Consider the following 21890-nt stretch of genomic DNA (forward strand, 5'->3'; position numbering starts at 1 on the left):
ATCCTCTTAGTTAATGCCTTGTTTTTCCATCAAAGTATTCAATACTTCAATATCAACATCCAAATCAAACACCTGATTTTCCAGGAGTTTTTGATTTTGTTCTTCGAATACAGAATCAATATTCTGTAACACGTTTTTAAAATTCTTCTCTAATGACTCATCATCTACCAATTTATGCGTATCAGCATACCTTTTGATGACGCTTTCAGTTGCACCCAAATAAGAGTGCAAAAATCGACGTGCCTGCGGTATTTTTTCTGGGTGATTAACCAAAGTATTGACCACTTCGCGACTGGTTTTAATGATTTTTGTTAGGTAAGCTGAAAGTTCGCGATTGGCAATGTGTCTGTTGGCTTGTTCTATGTTGACAATGGATTGTTCACTCAGCGCCAAAATTTCTTTAGAATCTTGGTCTTTAACAGCGCCAAATGATGATGCACTGACCTCATCCATGCCGTACCACAATACGGAACCGACACTCGCAGCCAGGCCATAAGCAATTGATTCAAACATCCCCATACCAGCAACCAGCCATGAACCCAACAAAGAACAGGCGCCCAAGGTCAGTGACGACAACATCATCAGAGGAAAGGGTTTTTTGATAACAAATTTACGTTGGCGGTAATGAAATTTGTTTTTTCGTCCATTGCTCATCCACACAGCTGAGAGCAACACCCCAAAGAATACGCCGCCACTGATTAGAAAACCAATCAACTTACCTTGCGCCAATTGTGCGAAGGTCGCGACCAAAAATGGCATGCTATAGAGGTACAACAACCAAGCGGTTGAGTGAAACTTAAGCAATGTACGCTGGGTTTTCTCGCGGTATTTAACTGGCATCAAATCATCCTCACTGCCACATAGACCATTGAGATGGTAAGTAAGCCGAAACCGGTTAATTTTCGCATAAATTCAAGCATTTTTAATACCTACTCATTTGAGGATTTTGAATTGTAACAGTTGTTCCAGATTTGAAAAATCTGGTTCACCAAATGTAATCTGGCCCTCACCTTGTAACAACATGGAATCTCTGTGTATTCGGATTGGGTCATTGCCATTTTGTAAAATCCAAGTGCCATTGGTGCTCTCATCAGTGTACTTGAAATGACCACTGGCGTATTGTATTTCACCGTGATGACGCGAGGCCATTAACATACTCACCTGTAAGTCACAATCATCACCTCGGCCAATGGTCTTGGTGGGTGACTGATCGGTCATGATTTGTTGTTGCGCATTGAGCTCTAATTTAAGTTGGGACTTGGTGGTCGGTATCTTGATGTCCAATGCCGAGGTCACTCGTGTTACCTGGCTGGTATCCTGTTGCCACAGCACCTCAATAATCTCTACTGGTAATAGTTTGCCTTTTATTTTGGCCTTGCCCAGTGAGCGGTGGGTCAAAAAAGGTGGTATCAAACAGGTTTTAAAAGTGATTGAATTGGTGATGATTTGACCTTTTTTAGCGTATCCAGTCATTCTGGCAGCCACATTGACGGCATCGCCAAAAACATCACCATCCTCTTCTATCACATCACCATAGTGGAACCCAACTCTGATTGTGATGGGGTGATTACCCAGAACAAAATTACCACTGACAGCATTTTGCATATCAACCGCCGCCAACAACGCATGGTTGGCTTTGGGAAAAGTACACATGATTTCATCGCCAATGGTTTTGACTAATTGCCCTTGGTGCTTCTCCGCTTCAGATAACAGCACCTCAAGCACTGACGAGATGGCTTCTCGAGCCGCCTCATCACCGTGCTTTTCAAACAGCGCGGTACTCTCAGCAATGTCAGCAAATAAGATGCACAGTTCAGTCAATGGCCTTCTCTGAATCAATTAATGTTGTTAAAATCACCGATTCATCCGGTAACACCAACTTAGCTGCATCTGCCAAAGGCGTGAAGCTGTCAGCACCGGTAATCAGTTTCAAGTAGTTAGGTTGTTTTTCAAGTTCTGTCAGTATGGTGATAACACCTTCTCCTACACAAGCCGAACGACGTCCTTCATCTACAATGATTATTCTATCAAAATTTTCCGCATGTTTCTTGATGGCTTTTTCATTCAAGGGTTGTAACCAGCGTAAATCCAACAATTTTACCTTTGTTGTGTGCTTTCTTTGAAATGCTTTGATTGCCCTTAAACTCATCAAAACACCATTGCCATATGTGATGATTAACACGTCTTTGGCCTGGCTGTTATAAACCCTGGGTGAGCCCAATGGCGCATATTCCCCTGGAGCCGGGTATTTTTTATTCCACAAACCGTCCCCTTCCTCGTACAAGTCTTTCTGCATGTACAGGGCGATAGGCTCAATGAACAAAGACACACGCTGATTGACTTTAGATAAAGCCACCATGGTTCTCATCATTTTTACTGCATCATCACCACGCGAAGGACAGGCCACCATAACGCCCGGTATGTCTCTCAAAGCAGTCACTGAATTGTCATTGTGGAAATGACCACCAAAACCCTTTTGGTATCCTAAGCCCGCAATTCTGACTACCATTGGATTGCTGAATTGACCATTTGAAAAAAATTGTAAACTCGCCGCCTCACCCCTGATTTGGTCACAGGCATTATGAAAATAAGCCAAATATTGAATTTCAGGCATGGGTAACAATCCCAATGTGGCATAACCCTGCGCCAGACCGAGAATGGTTTGTTCATCCAATAACGTATTAAATATTCGTTTGGGCCCGAATTTGTTCAACAATTGTTTGGTGATTGTGTAAACACCACCTTTTTGTGCCACGTCCTCACCAAATAAAACCGTTTCCGGGTATTTCAGCATCAAATCATTCAGGCCTTTATTAATCAGTATTGCCATGTGCTTGGCTGCTTGATTTTCAGGTTGCGCTTTTTCACTGCCAAAAAATTCAGTGCGTTGCGCTGCAACAACCGACCGAGCCGCCTCTTGGTGCACGGCTGTCCTTGATTCAGGTGCCAAAGGGGCGACTACCTCAGTGAGTGTTGTAATTTTGCTATCGACATGGGCTTTGTTGGCTTTTTCCATGCATTCATCATAAATATTTTTATATTTTTCAATAATTTGTGAAGAACTCATGAGATTGTGGTTCATGACTGATGCAGCTGACTTTAACAATGGATCTTGCGCCTCACAGGCCTCTAAATCAGCCATTTTTCGATAATCCACCTCAAAATCTGTGCCAGCATGCCCCATCAAACGGGTGGTCTTTAAGTGCAAAAACACTGGTTTGCGTTCTTGCCGACAGTAATCGACAGCCCTTTTAACTTGCTGGTAGCCGTTTTCGAGATCAAGCCCATCAGCATAAAAGTATTGTATGCCAGGCCGAAACTTAAAGTTCTCAGCAATCCAATTTTCAGGTGTTTTGACCGATATACCGATGCCGTTGTCCTCACAAACAAATAAAATCGGAGTTTTTAAACCCTGAAAAGCCGACCAACTGGCTGCATTGAAGGCGCCTTGAGCAGTTGAATGATTGGTACTGGCATCACCAAAATTACACAACACAATGGAATCATCTGGAATCGGCATCTCAACTGCTGAACGCTGTGCCAACTCTATACCCAATGCACATCCCAGTGCCTTTGGTAAATGACTGGCAATAGTGCTGGTTTGTGGTATTACCCAAAGTGGTTTGGAACCCCACACTTTGTGCCTACCACCTGAAGCTGGATCATTTTTGCTTGCGGCAAATGACAGACAGGTGTCCCATATTGGGTCAATCTCGGCAATCTTACGGGCGCGTTCCATCATTAAGCCACCACTGCGGTAATGCAGAAAAGCGGGATCTGTGTGCCTGACCAAGTCGCCCAACATGACATTGCCTTCATGGCCGGATGAGCCGATGGTATAAAAAACTTTGTTTTCTAACTTCAAGGCCCTGGCCATTAAATCCAACTGCCTTGAACGGATTTGAGATTCAAATAAATCGAGCAACTTACGACCACTTAAGCCATTGGTTGTAAGGTCTTGTTTGGGAGATTCTGCTTGGTAGGATTGAAGAAAGTCTATGAAGTTCTGATCAACCACGGCAGCGCGGTTGATCACTTTGCTTTGTTTATTGCTCATGTTTAAAAAGCATTTTTACCTGTTAATTCACGACCAACCACTAATTGATGGATGGTTTCGGTGCCTTCGTAAGTAATCACACTTTCTAAATTCAACATGTGACGTATGGCAACGTGTTCAGTGGTGATTCCAGCACCACCTAACATGTCACGACATTCTCTGGCGACATCCAGTGCCATGCGGACATTATTCCACTTTGCCATTGAAATCTGCGTGGGTTGGATTTGGTTGCTGTCTTTTAATTGTCCCAAACGCAAGGCCAATAATTGTGCTGTGGTGATGCGGCGAGACATGTCCGAGAGTTTCTGTTGGATGATTTGGTTGGCATTCAAGGTTCGATCAAACAACACCCGTTCTTCGGTGTAATCCAGTACCTCTTGCATACAAGCCTGAGCCGCACCAATGGGTCCCCACGAAATGCCATATCGAGCATTAGAGAGACAACTCAATGGCCCTTTTAGACCTTTGACATGAGGCAGGCGGTTGGCATCGGGAATACGAACATCATCAAAAAACAAGGCAGATGTGATGGATGCGCGCAGTGACATTTTACGGTGAATGGTTTCTGTATCAAAGCCAGGCATGTCCTTTTCAACAATGAAACCCTGAATGCCATCATCAGTATGAGCCCAAACCACAGCAATGTCGGCAATCGAACCGTTGGTAATCCACATTTTTGAGCCATTGAGTATCCAGTCATCGCCGTCTTTCTTGGCGTGAGTTTTCATAGAGGCTGGGTCAGAACCGGCATGCGATTCGGTCAAGCCAAAACATCCAATCACCTCACCTTTGGCCATTTGAGGTAGCCATTTTTGTTTTTGTTCTTCACTGCCAAAAGCATCAATGGGGAACATGCATAAAGAACTTTGCACTGATGCAAAACTGCGTAAACCACTGTCGCCCCGTTCGAGTTCCTGACAAATCAAGCCATATGATGTGTAGTTCAAACCGGCACAACCATGGCCCTGAATGGTACTACCAAACAAGCCCAAATCTGCCATTTCAGGAATTAAATCCATGGGGAATTGGTGTTGATCAAATGCTGGTCCAATAATCGGCAGAACACGCTCATCAACCCACCTACCAATGGACTCTTGAACCATCTGTTCTTCTTCAGAAAGTTGTGATTTGATATCAAATATATCAAGTTTGTCGATTTTTGACGACATAGGTATCCCCATAAAAAAATAATCTAAATATTTTACTCGACTGAGTGTGTTAGGGATAGTGTAGCAAGCAAATTTAAAACAACCGTTTCAAAAAAAAACCCCATAATGAAATCATTATGAGGTTTTCAATTTACTTGATTCAGTGCATGAATCTAAGTTGCTGTAGCTCAGTTTGACTCAGCTTCATCTGTATCAGCTGTGTACTTGTTGTATTTTTTAAGTTCATCGTCGTACTTGGTCTCAGTCACAGCGATTTCGTTGGTTTTATCTACAATGAATTGTTTTTGGTAATCAATTTGTTCTTTGACTTGCTGAATTTGATTCAAAAAGGTTTCAGACACCAACTCACCACTGCGTTCTTTATCAGCTGCCCGCTTCATTAAATCAGCGTGATTTTTTTCCTGAATCACCAAATTATCTTTGGCTGTTTGGATGTTACGTTCCAAGGCCGAGATGCGTTCTCCTTTCAGGCGCTTGATTTGTTCAGCACTTGAGTAAGACATTAATATTTTATTGCGTTCTTTGGCCTCTTTCTCAGCATCTAGTTTGGCTTGTAAAGCAGCCTCTTGCTCTTGCTTGAGCTGGGCAGCCATGGCGATTTTTTCTTCATCAGTCAAAGCCCGTTTGATTTTTTCTTCAACCACTCCAGTCTCACCTATGCGTTCTCTGGCATGTTCGACTTGATCTGGTGGCACTTTATCACTGTAGTGAACTTTACCGTTTTCATCGACCCACTTATACATTTTGGCTTCGGCAGCGTGTGCCATCACCAACATCAACATCAACATCACAATTAAATGGAATAATTTCATTCTCTTACCTTCTAAATTTAATAAGCTGTTATTGTCATTTTATCATTCTCAATGATTGATTTCAGTGACTTAATCAGCAAAAACACATCACAAGCTTTTATGCTTTTTGTGTAACCTGTATTTTGAATCATCTACATCAACTAAGTTTCAATCGAAGTGATGAATTGACATTGTTTAACATTCAATCCCTGGTAAAAATAGCCATTGATTCGACATGGGAGGTATGGGGAAACATATCCATCACACCTGCCTTTTCTAGTTTAAAACCCAACTCATTGACTAAACGATCAGTATCTCTTGCTAAGCTGGCCGGGTGGCAGGAAACATAGATGAGTTTCTTAGCAGTGGTTTGCGCGATCAATGGCAAGATTTCCCATGCGCCACTGCGCGGTGGATCAATCAAAACTTTGCTGTACTGTTGTTTGAACCAAGGACTGTTGTCTTGGTCTTCAGTTAAATCAGCCATATAAAACTCGGCATTTTCAATTTGATTCAATGCGGCATTGTGCTTGGCCCTGACAACGAGTTGTTCATCACCCTCAACACCAACAACTTCAGCGGCCCGCTGCGCCATGGGCAATGTGAAGTTACCCAGACCACAAAACAAGTCCAAAACCACGTCTTCTGATTCAATTTCCATAGCGGTTAATGCTTGTTCAATCATTTTTTCATTCATATGGCGGTTCACTTGAATGAAATCATTGGGTAGAAATTCATAGGTTAAATTTTGTTCAGGCAGTTTAAAGTTCAACTGTTCAGCATAAGCTTCAAGCCCAATCACAGTTTTGGGCCCCTTAGACTGTAAATAAATTTGCAGCTGGTGCTTATCAGCAAATTTTTTAATCAGCATCAGATCATCGCTTTCAAATGGCTTCATGTGCCTGATAATCAATGAGGTGACGTTATCGCCCATCGAACATTCAACTTGTGGAATGAATTGTTTGATGGTAGTTTGCGCAAATAAATCTGCCAATGGTTGTAATAAATCAGCCAATGGCTTTTCCAGCACCAAACAATGGTTCATATCGGCCACAAAGCGGCCATTTTTTTCTCTGAAGCCTACCAACATTTTATCCTTGGCAGTGACCCACTTAACACTCAAACGTGCGCGCCTGCGATAATTCCAATGAGAATCGGTTAATGGTGACAACCATGTCTCAGGTTCGACATGAGACATTTTATGAAAATTACTCTTTAAAGTATTGAATTTAAATTCGATTTGTTTCGATTCTTTTAAATGCATCATAGAACAACCATTACATACGGTATAAAACTCGCATTTTGGTTCAACCCTATCGTCAGATGCTTTGAGTATTTCTACAGCCAGCGCCTCATTGTAGTTGCGCGTTTTGCGATTCAGTTTTGCCATGACCACTTCACCAGGCAAAGCGTTTTGTACAAACACCACTTTTTCGTTCCATTTGGCCACGCCTCTGCCATCGTGAGTCAAATCCTCAATGGTCAGCTCAACTGGCTCCTGTGGTAATTTATTCCTTGATCTTCTACCCATTGTTATTTTTTAACCCACTGCCCTGAGGCGTTTTGATATGACCAACCTGACTTGGCTTGTCCAATCCACTGTTTAACAAAAGCGGCTCTGATTTGTTCTTCCCACTCAGGGTGATTGTTGGCAATGGCCACTTCACGATATAAAGCTTCCCTGTCACGATTTTCATCTGCAACCACTTTTTTCAATGCTTGGCGGTCTTTCAAACCCAACTGACTGGCATCAATAACCTCAACCAGACCCGTGTTGGTAAATCCAATGACATTACTATCAAGATGAGACCTCAACGATTGGCTCATGCGTTCTATCATCTTGTTCTTTAACGCTGTGATTGCTGGTGATGACAAAGTGATATCAGCTTGTGCATGTGCCGTTCCAATGAACCAATTAATTGGATTAATCGCTGCTGCGATGCTGTGAACAGATACCTCATCAAAGACTGAAGACTGGTCATCTGTTGGTGTATCTGAATCTTCTCGGAGCACATCCTCCACAAACTCCTTGGCTGCTGATTCGACTTCGGCTGCTGGGAAATAGACATTGATTGTGACGCATGCTGCGACAAAAACAAAAGAACTGAGCAACATTGATTTTGACCATTTATTCATCATCATGACCTGTGTTTATTAAATAGCCACATTATACATTGGCATGATTAATCTAATCTGAATCTTTTTTCTAAATAAACCAGTATTCGGTCAGCCCTCGTAATTGGCATTCAGTAAACGACTAATGAATTCATCCCAATTGATTGAGCGCACATAACCAACAATATTGATATTAGGAATACCTCCGCCCTCCACTATGGTGAATTGGTTGCTGGTATTTTTCATGCCACCTATTTCACAGACAGAATTGTGTAATTTACAGCTTAATTTGATTTTACTGTATCGGAAGTCATCAAAAAATCGCAGGAAAGTTTTTGAAATAGCCCCTTGAATACCGCCCAGGGAGGAAATGTTATCTATCGCCCGTTGACTGATGGTTTGTTTGATACCCTTGGTTTTGACCGTATAAACTTCGGCATCTAATCGGTCTGTTTTCCAATTGGTGATTCTTAAACCGTTGATAATGCCGTTTAATTTGCCAGTAATCAAGCCAAAGCCAAATGTCTCGGTCAACAGAGACAAATCAAATCCCTTGAAATCAACATCTGCAGCAATCACCGGTGCCACGCCAAACAGCCTTTCCATAGATAAATGATCAACCACCATTATTCCTTCAAATACATCTAAATTCAAAGCGCCCTGAAACTCAATGACTTCATCGTTCATACTCATTCCAGGAATGATGCCACTGATTTTACCAGCCATCAGAGGCCAACCCATTTTGGCGGTAATCAAACGCAAAGATATGGGCCGTATGCTGGCTTTCATATTTAAACCCATGGCATCACTGAATAAATCATTCATCTGCCAATTTGTGACATCAATCGCACCATCAAAAACGGGGAAAGTATGTGGCCCAGAAAGTAAAAAGTCAGCGCCATTCAAACTGAATGCTGCTTCCGCTTGTTGCACTGGTAATCCAGCCAATTCAAGACTCTGCCATGCCAGCTTTGACTGTTCTGCTGCAGTCAGCTGCCAATTGACCCTACCTGTCAGTGATTCTGCACTGAGTTTGCGGCGCTCGTTCAACATGTACATGTCATTGAAATCAAATGCCACACCACTCAATGTTTGTTCTAACCATTGGGCATTTACGGCAAACTGTCCAGATAACTCGGTACCACCAAAACCATATATCCCTAAAATACCGGAGAGGATGTTTTGATTGAAATGAAAGGCATCAAAAACATCGGCTTTGAGCTTTAGGTCACGCCACTGCATGATGTCATTGAAAAATAACTGCGCCTCAAGACTCAATGATTGTTGATTTTCTATGCCACCAATAAATTCATACCACTCCCCCAGCTGTTTGATTTCACCAGTCAATGCCAATGTGTATTGTGAAAAATCAACATACAATTCGTTCAACAGCATTTCTCCTTGCGCAAGCTCAATACCGTACTGTAATGCTTTGTTGTTGAAGTTTGAGGTGAAATTCATCTCACCGCCCAGACCCGCAACAATAACATCATCAGAATATTCATAATTCAGTCCACTGAATTGCAGTGGTGTGATGCTTGTAAGGCTCATACTCTCAACATCCAAAGCCAATGAGCCAGTCAATTTGGCATCAGGCAATACCACCCCAAATGGTTCCAGATGTTGTGACAATCTATCCTTGGCATTGAATTCAAACAAAACCATATTTAGCAGCGGGCTCGAAGAACTGGCTTCCACCAAAAGCTGCTGATTGAATGCCGATAAGCTGATGAACCAATCCCCTGATGCGAAGTTCACTTTCGTGCTTAAGGTCAGTTGGTGATTTTGCTGTTGATAATCAAATGAGAATGTCGCACTTTTACATTGGTGCAAAGGATAAAGACTGATGGCATCAGGACAAAAGTAATTGATTTTATTCAATACCGCTTTATCAACGTATGTCAGTGTTTCCATAGTGATCATTACACCACCTTGTTGTGACTGAATATCAAGCTCACTCAATTGCCATTTTTTTGCTTGGGTTGGCATACTAATTAGCAGCATTGATAAACCAGAGGTAAGAAAAGCAATCACACAAAGCACTTGAGTTTTTGTGACAATCAACTTATTCTTGGGGTGAAAGGACAATTTGGATTCAATATGGATAAACCACATATTCTAGTGGTAGATGATAACCACATCAATCGACTTTTTTTTGAATCTTCAATTAAAAAGTTAGGTTTCGCAGTCAGTCATGTCAAAGATGGCTTTGCTGCCGTAGCGGCATGCGAAACACAACAGTTTGATTTGATTTTAATGGATATCAGAATGGATGGTATGGACGGCATCCAATGCGCTGCGTTGATAAAGCAAATGAAGCAACACAGTAAGACCCCTATTCTGGCCGTCTCAGCGGAACCATTTGATCATTCTAACCAAGATAATTTCAAAGGCAGTTTGTTAAAACCTGTGACTCAAAAACAACTGCAAGCAAACTTGAATCAACATTTGAATAATGAACAAGTATTTGATCACCAACAAGCATTGAAAGTTTCCCACTTTGATGAGGAAATCGTACAAAAGCTCAGAACACTGTTGCTCGATCAGTTACCACAAGAACAGCTGAAAATTTCTACTGCCTATGAACAAAAGGACTGGCAAAAAATGAATCAACTGCTGCACCAATTATTGGGTTCATCGAAAATATGTGGCGCAAGAATGCTCAGTACAAAGATTACTGAATTACAGGTATTCTTAAAAAAGGGAAAGGCTGTCAGTAGTGTTATGATGTCTGAATTAGACCAGGTCATTGATGCCACAATAGGCTTTAAATCTTAGCCTTCAGGTGCCAACTTTGTCTTTGACTTGTTCTTTCAGGTCTTTACCTGGTTTAAAGTGAGGTGCATATTTTGCGCCCAATGGAACCGGTTCACCCGTCTTTGGATTACGACCCATCCTCGGGTTACGCTGGCGCAAAGTAAAACTACCAAACCCTCTGATTTCGATGCGATCGCCATTGGCAATGGTTGCACTCATATGATTGATGATTTCTCTGACAGATAAACTGATATCAGATTTTGACAATTCACTGCCTTCGAATTGGGCAGCCAATATGTTGATGAGTTCTGAGCGTGTGATAGAATCTTTCATTGCAGTCAATTATAACTAAAGTATTGAAAATGAAAAGATAATTATTCCGGAAAAATAAAAAAAGGAACCGTTTTTATGTCAAACGGTTCCTTTTTATGATTTTAAAAAAATCAGATTAAGTATTAATCATCCAATTTTTCTTTCAGCAAATCGCCAAGGCTGGTTGTACCAGAGCTGCCTTTTTTGTATTCATTCAATACATCATTCAACTCATCGCTTTCTTTCGCCTTGATTGAAAGTACCAACATTTTCTTACGACGATCCATTGAAACAAATTTTGCCTCAACTTCATCACCAACAGAAAGTACAGCACTGACATCATCAGTTCGCTCTTTGGCCACGTCAAACGCTTTAATCAGGCCATTAACGCCTTCTTCGAGTTCAACAACAGCTTCTTTCTCGTCAACCTCAATCACTTTACCAGTAACCAATGAACCTTTCGGGTTGTTAGCAACATACGAACCGAATGGATCTTGTGCCAATTGTTTGATACCCAGAGATACACGCTCTCTTTCAGCATCAATGATTAACACAGTGGCTTTAACTAAGTCACCTTTCTTGAAGTTTCTGATGGCAGTTTCGCCTGGCTCATTCCAAGAAATATCCGATAAGTGAACCAAACCGTCAATACCACCCTCAAGACCAATGAAAATACCAAAGTCAGTGATGGATTTGATTTTGCCTTCAATCACGTCACCTTTCTGGGCATTTTCAGAGAAGATAACCCAAGGATTAGGCTTACATTGTTTCATACCTAAAGAAATGCGGCGTTTGTTTTCTTCGATTTCCAAAATACAAACTTCAACTTCGTCACCAGGCTGAACCACTTTGGCTGGGTTGATGTTTTTGTTGGTCCAATCAATTTCAGAAACGTGAACCAAACCTTCAATACCGTCTTCAATTTCAACGAAACAACCGTAATCAGTGATGTTTGTTACATTACCGAAGTGACGTGAACCCACAGGATGACGTCTTGACAAGTCTTTCCAAGGATCTTCGCCCAATTGTTTCAAGCCCAGAGAAACACGCTGTTGTTCTTTATCGAACTTCAATACGCGAACTTCCAACTCTTGTCCAATTTCAACCACTTCAGATGGGTGGTTAACGCGTTTCCAAGACATGTCAGTGATATGCAACAAGCCATCGATACCGCCCAAGTCTAAGAAAGCACCGTAATCAGTCAAGTTCTTAACGATACCTTTAACGATTACGCCATCTTCTAATGAGTCAAGCAACTTATCACGATCTTCAGAGTAATCAGATTCAACCACAGCACGACGTGAAACCACGACGTTGTTGCGTTTTTGGTCTAATTTAATGACTTTGAACTCCAGATCTTTACCTTCCAAGTAGCCTGGGTCACGTACTGGACGTACATCAACCAATGAACCTGGTAGGAAAGCCCTGATGTCTTTCAATTCAACAGTGAATCCACCGCGAACTTTAGATGTGATTTGACCAATAACAATTTGGTCTGTGTCCATAGCGATTTTCAATTGGTCCCATACCAGCATGCGCTTGGCTTTTTCACGAGACAATACGGTTTCGCCGAAACCATTTTCATATTTTTCCAGTGCCACTTCAACAACGTCGTCAATTTCAACTTCATTGCCAAACTCTTCTAAAGGAATCACACCTTCAGATTTCAAACCTGCATCAACCACTGCAAAACCGTTTTCGATATCTACAACGATACCTTTTACGATGGTGCCTGGGATGATGTTCTTACTGGACAGCTCGGATTCGAGCATTGCTTCAAAATTATCACTCATTATTTATTTTCCGACAAACAAAATGAACTGTTTGTCTAAGTCATCTGCATCAGCTTGCCTGATGCTCGTTAAAAAAAGTTCAAGAGACCTACTCTCTTAAATCTTTATGTGTTGCTCAATCAAACCAATGATTTTCGCAAAAACTTCATCAATGCTGAGTTCACTGGTATCAATGACATGGGCATCGCTTGCTGGCACCAACGGTGCCACCTTTCGGCTAGAATCCCTATAATCACGGGCTTCTATGTCCTCTAAAAGGTCGCGGATTTTAACATCAACCCCCTGCTCTTGCAATTGTTTGTGACGTCTTTTCGCTCTTTCTTTCGGATTTGCAGTTAAAAACACTTTTAAAGGCGCTGATTTGAACACCACAGTGCCCATATCGCGGCCATCTGCTATCAATCCTGGCGTTTGTTGAAAGTCTTTCTGACGTTGCATCAAAGCCGCTCTGACTGCAGGTATAGGTGCTACTTTTGAGGCCATTTCACCACAAGCTTCACTGCGTAATTCTGCATTCACTGGAGTACCATCCAAGATGATGTTGGTGCCAGTTTTACCATCCACTGAAAACGTTAAATCTAAATGTTCAGCCAACTCAATCAATCGTTCTTCATCTGTGGCTTTGACTGTTGATTTCATCGCTTTGAGCGCCAGTGAGCGATATATCGCCCCAGAATCCAGTAAGTGCCAGTCGAGTTCTTTTGCCAGTAGTGCACTGATGGTACCTTTACCAACACCTGATGGACCATCCACTGTGATCACAGGCACTGGCTGCTTGACGGCTATACCTAGGGCTGTGACCAAGTCGAAAAATTCAGGAAATGAGGTGCCGATGTTATGACAGCCGCGCACTGATATTTCTTGACCAGACGATAAAGCGCCAGCTAATAAGAAACTCATGGCACAACGGTGATCACCGTGACCGTCGACCATACCACTGCCTAAAGTGCCACCCTTGATGATGGCCCCATCAGCCAGTTCCTCACAATCTATACCCAACAGATTCAAACCGTCTAACATCACTTTGATTCGATCACTTTCTTTGTGACGCAATTCTTCAGCACCAGTCAACTTGGTCTGCCCCGATGCAAAAGCTGCAGCTATAAATATGATTGGAAACTCATCAATGGCACTGGGTATTAAATCATGCGGTATTTCAATGCCTTTCAATTCAGAGGACTGAACCCGAATGTCTGCAACAGGCTCACCAGCCTGGTCGCGCACATTTTCTAATGTAAGCTTACCACCCATGGCTTGAAGTATTTTTATCACGCCATCACGGGTTGGGTTGATACTGACGTTTTCAATAATGAAATCAGCTTTTGGATGACACAGTCCCAAAACCATAAAAAAAGCAGCAGATGAAATATCAGCAGGTACTTGTATGTTTTGGCCCTGTAACTGAGGCTGGCCTTTGACCCCAACAGTTAAACCTTCAACCTCAACTTCAGCACCAAAGCCCGCCAACATGGTTTCGGTGTGATCTCTGGATTTTTTGGGTTCTGTCACGTTGGTTTTACCATCGGCATACAAACCTGCAATCAATACGGCAGACTTTACTTGGGCGCTGGCAATTGGGCTGTTGTAATTAATGGCGTGAATCGCATTAACTGGATTAAATCTCAGTGGTGCAGTGTCATTATCAGAGGTGATGTTCGCGCCCATTGTTGTCAATGGTCTGATCACCCTGCCCATGGGCCTGATTGATAAAGATTCGTCACCAACCAAGGTACTACTGAAATTTTGTGCTGCAAGCAAACCTGATAGCAGACGCATCGCTGTTCCTGCATTGCCACAATCCAATTCACCAGCACTTGCTTTCAAACCATGCAGCCCGACTCCAGATATCAAAACCTCATCACCCGCAGCAGTGATATCAACCCCCAGGTCTTGCATGATTTGCAGCGTAGCTAAACAATCTTCAGAACGCAAAAAACCACTGACGCGTGTTTCACCCTCAGCCAAAGCACCAAAAATAATCGATCGGTGTGAAATGGATTTATCACCAGGGACGGTAAAGCGCCCGTTCAGTTGTGTGGTTGTATTCAGACGGAAAACGTCTTTGGCATCAATTTCAGCCACAAACTTGGTCCATGACATCGATCATGCGTTGCATTTCAGCTTCAGTACCAATGGTGATGCGCAAACAGTTAGGTAAGCCATAATTAGCAACGGGTCGGGTGATAACACCCAACTCAAGCATTTGTTGATAGACTGGCATGGCATCTTTACCAAAATCTACCAAGATAAAATTACCTTTGGATGGTACATAACGCAAGCCCAAATCCTGACATTTGTCCTCTAACAATTGCATCCCTGCGGCGTTGACTTCCATTGATTTTTGTAAAAATCCCTCATCATCCAATGCGGCTGTGGCTGCTGCCAACGCCAATGAGTTGACATTGAATGGCTGTCTGATGCGATTTAAGACGTTAGCAATATCCGGATGACTCAAACAATACCCGACCCTGAACCCAGCAAGGCCATAAGCCTTTGAGAAGGTACGGGTGATGACCAAATTTTCAAATTCTTGCAACCATTGGGTACCATCTACTCGCTCACCCTCGGACGAATATTCTAGGTATGCCTCATCCAAGACCATAATCACATGGTCAGGAACTTGTTTGATGAAATCATACAACTCTTCCTCACCCAAGTAAGAACCAGTTGGATTGTTTGGATTGGCAATGAAAATCATGCGGGTGTTTTCATTGATGGCGCTGTGCATCAAATCCAAGTCACAACCCAATGGCGTGTTTGACTGCCAAGGCAGGGCTGGGATCATTTGATGTTCTGCACCCACTGCCTGAATGGCGATGGGATAAACCGCAAAGCTGTACTGCGAATAGATGGCATTGTGCTCAGGGCTCAAAAAGGCCTCGGCCAATAACACCAATACATCATTGGAGCCGTTACCCAAAGTGATACAGTCCATATCAACACCATGCTTTTCAGCCAATGCTTTTTTCAGCGCAAACCCATTACCATCTGGGTACAAGGCCAGTTCATCCATTTCTGACTTAATGGCCTCCATGGCTTTAGGACTGGGGCCCAATGGGTTTTCGTTAGACGCCAATTTAATGATGTTATCAATACCTAATTCGCGTTCTAATTCAGAGATGGGTTTGCCGGGGATGTATGGGTTTAATTTTTGCACACCGGGAACGGCCATTTTTTTGAAGTCTGTCATGCAATTATGGGCTGTTTTAGAAAGGCCATATTTTGCCTATTTGGCCGCCAGAAAGCAAGCAAAGCGCGGCTTAGATTGAAAAAGCGAAGTACTTAGTTTTATCCACAGCTACGCATTGTAAAGACACCAGCATAACCACGCTGAACACAAATCTCAATTGACTTGACCAATGTCAATGTCAACAACTACAACCATGGATAAAATTCACCCACTCCAAACAACAACCAGTTAAGTCCAATGACCAGCATAAATTCAGACTCAATCGTTTTCGACCTAGACCTCATACACAAATACAACCTCAGCGGTCCCCGTTACACTTCATACCCAACGGCAGTGGTTTTCAATGAGGCCTATGACGAACTACAACACAGAAAAAACCTGATGAGTTATTATGACGCCAGTCATGACAAGCCCTTGTCACTGTATTTCCACATCCCTTTTTGTGACACGCTGTGCTTCTTTTGTGCGTGTAACAAAATAGCCACAAAAAAACGCAGCAAAGCTGATATCTACTTGGACTATTTGGAACGCGAAATCAAGCTTCAAGCCGCACTGATCCCTGCATCAAGGGTGGTTGAACAAATGCATTTTGGTGGCGGTACACCGACATTCTTGACCCACAAACAATTGAAACGCATGATGGCGATGATTGAGGACAACTTTAATTTGTTACATGATGACCGCCGTGATTACTCGATTGAAATAGACCCACGTGAAGCGGCTGATGAAACCATTCAATTACTGGCTGACTTGGGTTTCAATCGTTTCTCCATGGGTGTTCAAGACGTGCAAGAAAAAGTTCAAATTGCCGTTAATCGCATTCAACCCATTGCCCTGACTGCTGATGCCATCAGCATGTGTCGTCAGAATGGTGCCAAATCAGTCAATGTGGACTTGATCTATGGCCTGCCTCATCAAACCAAAGAATCGTTCAAAAACACACTGGCGCAAGTGATTGAACTGTCGCCGGATCGGCTTTCAGTGTTTAATTATGCCCACATGCCTCACTTATTTATGCCACAGAAACGCATTGCAGAGGCTGATTTACCGGCTGCCGATGAAAAACTGGCCATTTTAAAGATGACCATTGAGGATTTAACTGCTGCAGGTTATGTTTATATTGGTATGGACCACTTTGCCAAACCTGATGATGAGTTGGCCGTAGCGCAGAGAAACGGACAGTTGCAAAGGAATTTCCAAGGCTATACCACCCACGCCGAATGTGACTTAGTGGCCATGGGTGTCAGCGCCATCAGCCTGATCAATAACTGCTTCAGTCAAAACGTCAAAACATTAGATGAATACTACGCACAACTAGACCAAGGACATATTCCTGTGATGAAGGGCTATGCTTTAAATGAGGATGATCGTTTGCGCAAACAGGTCATACAAAGTTTATCCTGTCATTTTATGCTCGATACAACAGCCACAGAAGCACAGTATTCAATCAATTTTGAGGCATATTTTAGCCATGAATTACCGCAACTGCAGAGCATGAGTGAGGATGGCTTGCTTTGGATCAATGACAGCCACATTCATGTCACTGCCAAAGGACGCTTGTTAATCAGAAATATTTGTATGGTGTTTGATCAACACCTGAGAAAACAAACTGAGCAAAAATTTTCAAAGGTGATTTAGCTTTCAGTTAAATTATTTTTTCACAAGTAGATTTGTATTATGAGATTTCACTTATCGTCTCTATATACTGATTGCGTTTCAATCGTTTGCCCCCATATCAATTGTATTGACAAAAACCTTTTGTCAACAACCGGAAGCAATCATGAATTTGCGCGAACTCAACCCAAAACCACCTTCAGTTGAAATTCTGATTGAACCTACTCCAAACAAAAACAATTTTCCTGCAATGAATTTTTTGCGTGTAGCCGTTAAAAAAGCAGACAAACCATCGCTCACAACAACCCTATTCTTCATCTTTTTTACAGTCATAACTTTTTTGAATGCCAATGCCACAACTTTACTTGTCAATGCCCTTGAGCAGTAACGAATTTTAAAAGCTTGAACTCTTAATAGAGCCAAAGGCGTAAACAACACTTTTACAGCTATTATTTTTCTCCCAATGATTCTAGGTAGCTGAAGTCATTCAAACTCAAATCTGAAATATATACAGTCAGACTCACAGCCATTGAACTCAATGAGCCTTGAATGAAATAACTCGGCACCATGAATCTTAATTTTTGATACCGATTTCTTGATCTGATGGTCTTAGACCATTTATTAGCGTTTTTTTAAACATTAAACTTAACAAACCAGGAACAAAATGAATAACACACAACCACCACATGGCCCTTGGGACCCCAACAACCCAGCTTCATCGGGCTTGGCCCAAGTCAAAAAACTATTTGATTCCTTTTTTAAAAATAAGAACAAAAATAATGGAGTTAAAAATTTCAGTTTATTTTTTATTTTAATTACTGTCATTTTAAGCACCTGGAGTGCCATATACACCATACCAAGTGATTCAGTTGCAGTGGTTCAAAGATTTGGAAAATACTTGAAGGTGGTGCCTGCTGGATTACACATCAAGTTACCTTTGGGAATTGATGCAGTATCTATTGTGCCGGTTAAAAGACAGTTGAAGCAGGAGTTTGGATTTAAAACACCAGGAGCCACTGACCCCTATCAAAGTGCAATAGGTCAAAACGGTTTACAAGAAACACAAATGGTTACTGGTGACCTCAATGCTGCCTTGGTGGAATGGGTGGTTCAGTATCGGGTTTCTGAACCCACAAAGTTCCTATTTGAGGTCAGAAACCCCAGCCAAACATTAAGGTATGTCTCAGAATCAGTCATGCGAGAAGTTGTGGGCGACAGAACTGTTGACGAGGTAATTACAATTGGACGTCAAGAAATAGAGTCTGAAGCATTGATTAAAATGCAGACGCTATCAACCAAATATGCCATGGGCATCAGCATTGATCAGGTACAGCTCAAAAACATTAACCCACCCAAACCTGTGCAAGAGTCATTTAATGAAGTCAATCAAGCTCAACAAGAAAAAGAAAAGTTAATTAACGAAGCAAGGCGAGATTACAACAAGGTGGTGCCATTAGCGTTAGGAGAAAAAGACCAACGCATTCGAGAAGCAGACGGATACAGATTAAAACGCATTAATGAAGCATTGGGCGATGTAGCCAGGTTCAATTCTCTGCTTAAAGAATACAGCAAAGCACCTGAGGTAACTCGTCGGCGGATATACATCGAAACCATGGAAACGGTGATGCCTTTGATTGAATCTAAAATCATCATCGATCTAGCCACCAATAACATCCTACCACTGCTGAATCTTGATTCTAATAAAACGACAACAACCCCTGGAGCAAATAAATGAAACCAGTACTTGTATTAATAGCCGTACTTTTGTTGTTACTCACCATCAAAGAATCACTCTACAAAGTTGGTGAAGTGGAACAGGTAATCATCACTCAATTCGGAAAACCAGTTGGCAACGCTGTTACAGAAGCCGGTTTGAATTTTAAAACACCGTTTATACAAGAGGTTAATGCCATTGATAAGAGAATTCTTGAATGGGATGGAACACCCTCAGACATGCCAACTAAAGACAAACTTTATATCTCTGTTGATTTATTCGCACGCTGGCGCATAACAGATCCTTTGCAGTATTTTTTGCGCCTAAGAGATGAGCGCAGTGCTCAATCTAGGTTAGATGATATTTTAGGCAGTGAAACCAGGAATGCGGTGGCTAAGCATGAATTGATTGAAATCATCAGAACAACCAAAGACCGTCAGCCAGCCCGGGATGCAATGAATGATGGCGCTGAAGATGCTGATGTCGGTAATTTAGTACCCATCCAAAAAGGCAGGCAATTGGTAGAACAAGAAATTTTCTTGGCCGCGGCAGAGAAAGTACAAGTATTTGGGATAGAGTTACTTGATATTCGATTTAAGCGGATAAATTATAACGCCAGTGTGAGACCAAAAATTTATGACAGAATGATCAGTGAACGTCGTCAAATTGCAGAACGGTTTTTATCGGAAGGTAATGGAGAAGCTGCCAGAATCCGAGGGAATCGAGTCAGAGAATTAAATAAAATTCAGTCCGAAGCTTATAAAGAAGTTGAAGAAATAAGAGGCATAGCTGACGCCAAAGCCACAGAAATTTATGCACTGGCCTACAACAAATCCACACTCTCAATTGAACTATTTGAATTTACCAGAACCATGCAAGCCTACCCCATGATTATTTCTAGGAATGCCACCTTGGTTCTATCTACTGAAAGCGACTTATTTAAATACCTCAAAGGCGTAAAAGAGTGAATCATTCAAATCAAGAGAAACAGGCGGATTTTGTTCAAAAGGAAGATTACACCAATGATTTATTTTGGGGCGTCATAGGCAGCTCTAGGAAACCAGATGAGCGACGCCACCCGATTCACCCAGATCATATAACTCGAATACCACTAAAAGTAAGGCAAAAGCTGGTTTTTGAATCAGGGTATGGACAACCTTTTGGAGTTTCTGATGAGGCCATCAGCCAATTAACTGGAGGCACTTTATCGCGCGAAGAAATATTAACAAAACTCGGCACTGCCATCATTGCTAAACCCACTGAACAGGATTTACAACAATTGAAAATAGGTGGCACGCTTTGGGGGTACACCCATTGTATCCAACAAACATCTATGACCCAAACGGCGATAGATCGCAAACAAACACTCATAGCATTTGAAGACATGTTTGTTTGGTCACCCAGCGGACAGGTTGGCAGACATACCTTTTACAAAAATAACGAAATGGCTGGCTATTGCGCAGTCTTACATGCCCTTCAACTTAAAGGCATAGATGGTCACTATGGCAATCAGCGGAAGGTCATTATATTTAGTTTCGGGGCAGTAAGTCGAGGTGCCATTTATGCTTTAAAAGCACATGGTTTCAGAGACATCACAATCTGTATACAGAGACCAGACCACGAGGTACGAGAGGAAGTACTTGACTGTCATTATGTAAAACTGAAAGAAGGCTCTGTAGATGAGGCACGCATGATGGTGGTTGAACATGACGGCAGCTCAAGGCCATTAACAGCGCTGATAAAGGAGTCAGATATAGTGGTTAATGGCACTTTTCAAAACACCAATAATCCGATGTATTTCGTACTCGAATCAGAGGCTGAATGCCTTAAACCAAACTGTTTAATCATTGATGTCAGCTGTGATGAGGGCATGGGTTTTTTCTTTGCTAAGCCAACCTCTTTCAAAAGCCCAATCATTACATACAAAACAGTAGATTATTATGCTGTGGATCATACCCCAAGTTACTTGTGGGAAAGTGCAACCAGATCAATTTCTGCTGCACTCATTGTCCATTTACCAACTGTGTTGTCAGGATACGCAGGCTGGCAGCAAAGTGAAACCATCAAAAGAGCCATTAATATTGATGGCGGTTTAATCAAAAACTTAGCCATACTTTCATTTCAAAATCGAAATATTGATTACCCCCACTTAAGGCTTAACAAACCACACATTATTTAATGTGACCAAGATATAACAGAAAAAAACCAGGAGTTATCTATGAAAACCAGTGACGAAAAAAAAGAGCTGATGAAAAAACACGGCATTACTTATGAAATGAAATTTATTTATAAGTATAAAAATCATAAATACGATGATTTGAATCAAGCGGTAAATTACGCTGTTTTTGAAGCAAAAAATGACAAATAACTATATTGGG

The 21890-nt window shown here is 42.0% G+C and carries 19 protein-coding genes and 1 pseudogene; 6 read left to right on the top strand and 14 right to left on the bottom strand.

What is annotated here, in order from left to right:
- Nucleotides 1-6: 6 nt before the first annotated feature.
- From QNI24_RS12940 to QNI24_RS12975, 8 genes are all read right to left on the bottom strand, one after another.
- A complete protein-coding gene (locus QNI24_RS12940) occupies nucleotides 7-840 on the bottom strand; it encodes a 5-bromo-4-chloroindolyl phosphate hydrolysis family protein (protein WP_267176624.1) in 834 nt (277 codons plus the stop codon).
- A gap of 93 nt (nucleotides 841-933) precedes the next feature.
- Nucleotides 934-1821, bottom strand: coding sequence for an adenylate/guanylate cyclase domain-containing protein (locus tag QNI24_RS12945; protein ID WP_267176623.1), 888 nt, complete (start codon nucleotides 1819-1821; stop codon nucleotides 934-936).
- The gene (locus QNI24_RS12950) at nucleotides 1814-4057 is read right to left on the bottom strand and encodes a thiamine pyrophosphate-dependent enzyme (protein WP_267176622.1); all 2244 of its coding nucleotides are present in this window, start codon (nucleotides 4055-4057) and stop codon (nucleotides 1814-1816) included. Before QNI24_RS12950 ends, QNI24_RS12945 begins: the two co-directional genes overlap by 8 nt.
- Nucleotides 4058-4059: 2 nt before the next feature.
- On the bottom strand, nucleotides 4060-5226 hold the full coding sequence (locus QNI24_RS12955; protein ID WP_267176621.1) for an acyl-CoA dehydrogenase family protein: 1167 nt from the start codon (nucleotides 5224-5226) through the stop codon (nucleotides 4060-4062).
- A gap of 167 nt (nucleotides 5227-5393) precedes the next feature.
- Complete coding sequence (locus QNI24_RS12960; RefSeq protein ID WP_267176620.1) at nucleotides 5394-6038, bottom strand: DUF4124 domain-containing protein; 645 nt, start codon at nucleotides 6036-6038, stop codon at nucleotides 5394-5396.
- Between the two features lie 181 nt (nucleotides 6039-6219).
- Entirely contained in the window at nucleotides 6220-7548 is a 1329-nt protein-coding gene (gene rlmD / locus QNI24_RS12965) for a 23S rRNA (uracil(1939)-C(5))-methyltransferase RlmD (RefSeq protein ID WP_267176619.1), read from the bottom strand.
- 2 nt (nucleotides 7549-7550) lie between these two features.
- Nucleotides 7551-8153 (bottom strand): YdbL family probable chaperone protein, encoded by a 603-nt coding sequence (locus QNI24_RS12970; protein ID WP_283708737.1) that lies wholly within the window; start codon nucleotides 8151-8153, stop codon nucleotides 7551-7553.
- 90 nt (nucleotides 8154-8243) lie between these two features.
- Complete coding sequence (locus QNI24_RS12975) at nucleotides 8244-10136, bottom strand: AsmA family protein (RefSeq protein ID WP_267176617.1); 1893 nt, start codon at nucleotides 10134-10136, stop codon at nucleotides 8244-8246.
- A 96-nt stretch (nucleotides 10137-10232) separates the two neighbouring features.
- On the opposite strand from QNI24_RS12975, the gene QNI24_RS12980 reads away from it, so the two are divergent.
- Nucleotides 10233-10910, top strand: coding sequence for an Hpt domain-containing response regulator (locus QNI24_RS12980; RefSeq protein ID WP_267176616.1), 678 nt, complete (start codon nucleotides 10233-10235; stop codon nucleotides 10908-10910).
- Nucleotides 10911-10913: 3 nt separating this feature from the next.
- Here the strand turns inward: QNI24_RS12980 and QNI24_RS12985 are convergent, their stop codons facing one another.
- The 5 genes and pseudogenes from QNI24_RS12985 to hisC form a co-directional block, all read right to left on the bottom strand.
- Nucleotides 10914-11210 (bottom strand): integration host factor subunit beta, encoded by a 297-nt coding sequence (locus QNI24_RS12985; protein ID WP_267176691.1) that lies wholly within the window; start codon nucleotides 11208-11210, stop codon nucleotides 10914-10916.
- Nucleotides 11211-11344: 134 nt separating this feature from the next.
- Nucleotides 11345-12994, bottom strand: a complete 1650-nt coding sequence (gene rpsA / locus QNI24_RS12990) for a 30S ribosomal protein S1 (protein ID WP_267176615.1) — start codon at nucleotides 12992-12994, stop codon at nucleotides 11345-11347.
- A gap of 96 nt (nucleotides 12995-13090) precedes the next feature.
- Nucleotides 13091-13762, bottom strand: coding sequence for a (d)CMP kinase (gene cmk / locus QNI24_RS15515; protein WP_458368005.1), 672 nt, complete (start codon nucleotides 13760-13762; stop codon nucleotides 13091-13093).
- A gap of 6 nt (nucleotides 13763-13768) precedes the next feature.
- Nucleotides 13769-15094: pseudogene (aroA, locus tag QNI24_RS15435) on the bottom strand (3-phosphoshikimate 1-carboxyvinyltransferase); the annotation flags it as partial.
- Nucleotides 15069-16184, bottom strand: coding sequence for a histidinol-phosphate transaminase (gene hisC / locus QNI24_RS13005; RefSeq protein ID WP_267176614.1), 1116 nt, complete (start codon nucleotides 16182-16184; stop codon nucleotides 15069-15071). The gene hisC and the pseudogene aroA, both read right to left, overlap by 26 nt.
- Nucleotides 16185-16421: 237 nt before the next feature.
- On the opposite strand from hisC, the gene hemN reads away from it, so the two are divergent.
- Entirely contained in the window at nucleotides 16422-17822 is a 1401-nt protein-coding gene (hemN, locus tag QNI24_RS13010) for an oxygen-independent coproporphyrinogen III oxidase (protein ID WP_267176613.1), read from the top strand.
- A 123-nt stretch (nucleotides 17823-17945) separates the two neighbouring features.
- Here the strand turns inward: hemN and QNI24_RS13015 are convergent, their stop codons facing one another.
- Nucleotides 17946-18236 (bottom strand): hypothetical protein, encoded by a 291-nt coding sequence (locus tag QNI24_RS13015; protein ID WP_283708738.1) that lies wholly within the window; start codon nucleotides 18234-18236, stop codon nucleotides 17946-17948.
- 226 nt (nucleotides 18237-18462) lie between these two features.
- Here QNI24_RS13015 and hflK point away from each other — a divergent pair, with 226 nt between their 5' ends.
- The 4 genes from hflK to QNI24_RS13035 are packed head-to-tail and all read left to right on the top strand — an operon-like array spanning nucleotide 18463 to nucleotide 21880.
- Nucleotides 18463-19533 (top strand): FtsH protease activity modulator HflK, encoded by a 1071-nt coding sequence (hflK, locus tag QNI24_RS13020; protein ID WP_267176611.1) that lies wholly within the window; start codon nucleotides 18463-18465, stop codon nucleotides 19531-19533.
- Nucleotides 19530-20480 (top strand): protease modulator HflC, encoded by a 951-nt coding sequence (hflC, locus tag QNI24_RS13025; RefSeq protein WP_267176610.1) that lies wholly within the window; start codon nucleotides 19530-19532, stop codon nucleotides 20478-20480. The genes hflK and hflC overlap by 4 nt, the downstream gene beginning before the upstream one ends.
- On the top strand, nucleotides 20477-21691 hold the full coding sequence (locus QNI24_RS13030; RefSeq protein ID WP_267176609.1) for a N(5)-(carboxyethyl)ornithine synthase: 1215 nt from the start codon (nucleotides 20477-20479) through the stop codon (nucleotides 21689-21691). Before hflC ends, QNI24_RS13030 begins: the two co-directional genes overlap by 4 nt.
- A 39-nt stretch (nucleotides 21692-21730) precedes the next feature.
- Nucleotides 21731-21880 carry a hypothetical protein gene (locus tag QNI24_RS13035; RefSeq protein WP_267176608.1) on the top strand — a complete coding sequence of 50 codons (150 nt, stop codon included), beginning with the start codon at nucleotides 21731-21733 and terminating at the stop codon, nucleotides 21878-21880.
- Nucleotides 21881-21890 lie beyond the last annotated feature (10 nt).

Source organism: Marinicella marina, assembly GCF_030065545.1.
Classification (GTDB): domain Bacteria; phylum Pseudomonadota; class Gammaproteobacteria; order Xanthomonadales; family Marinicellaceae; genus Marinicella; species Marinicella marina.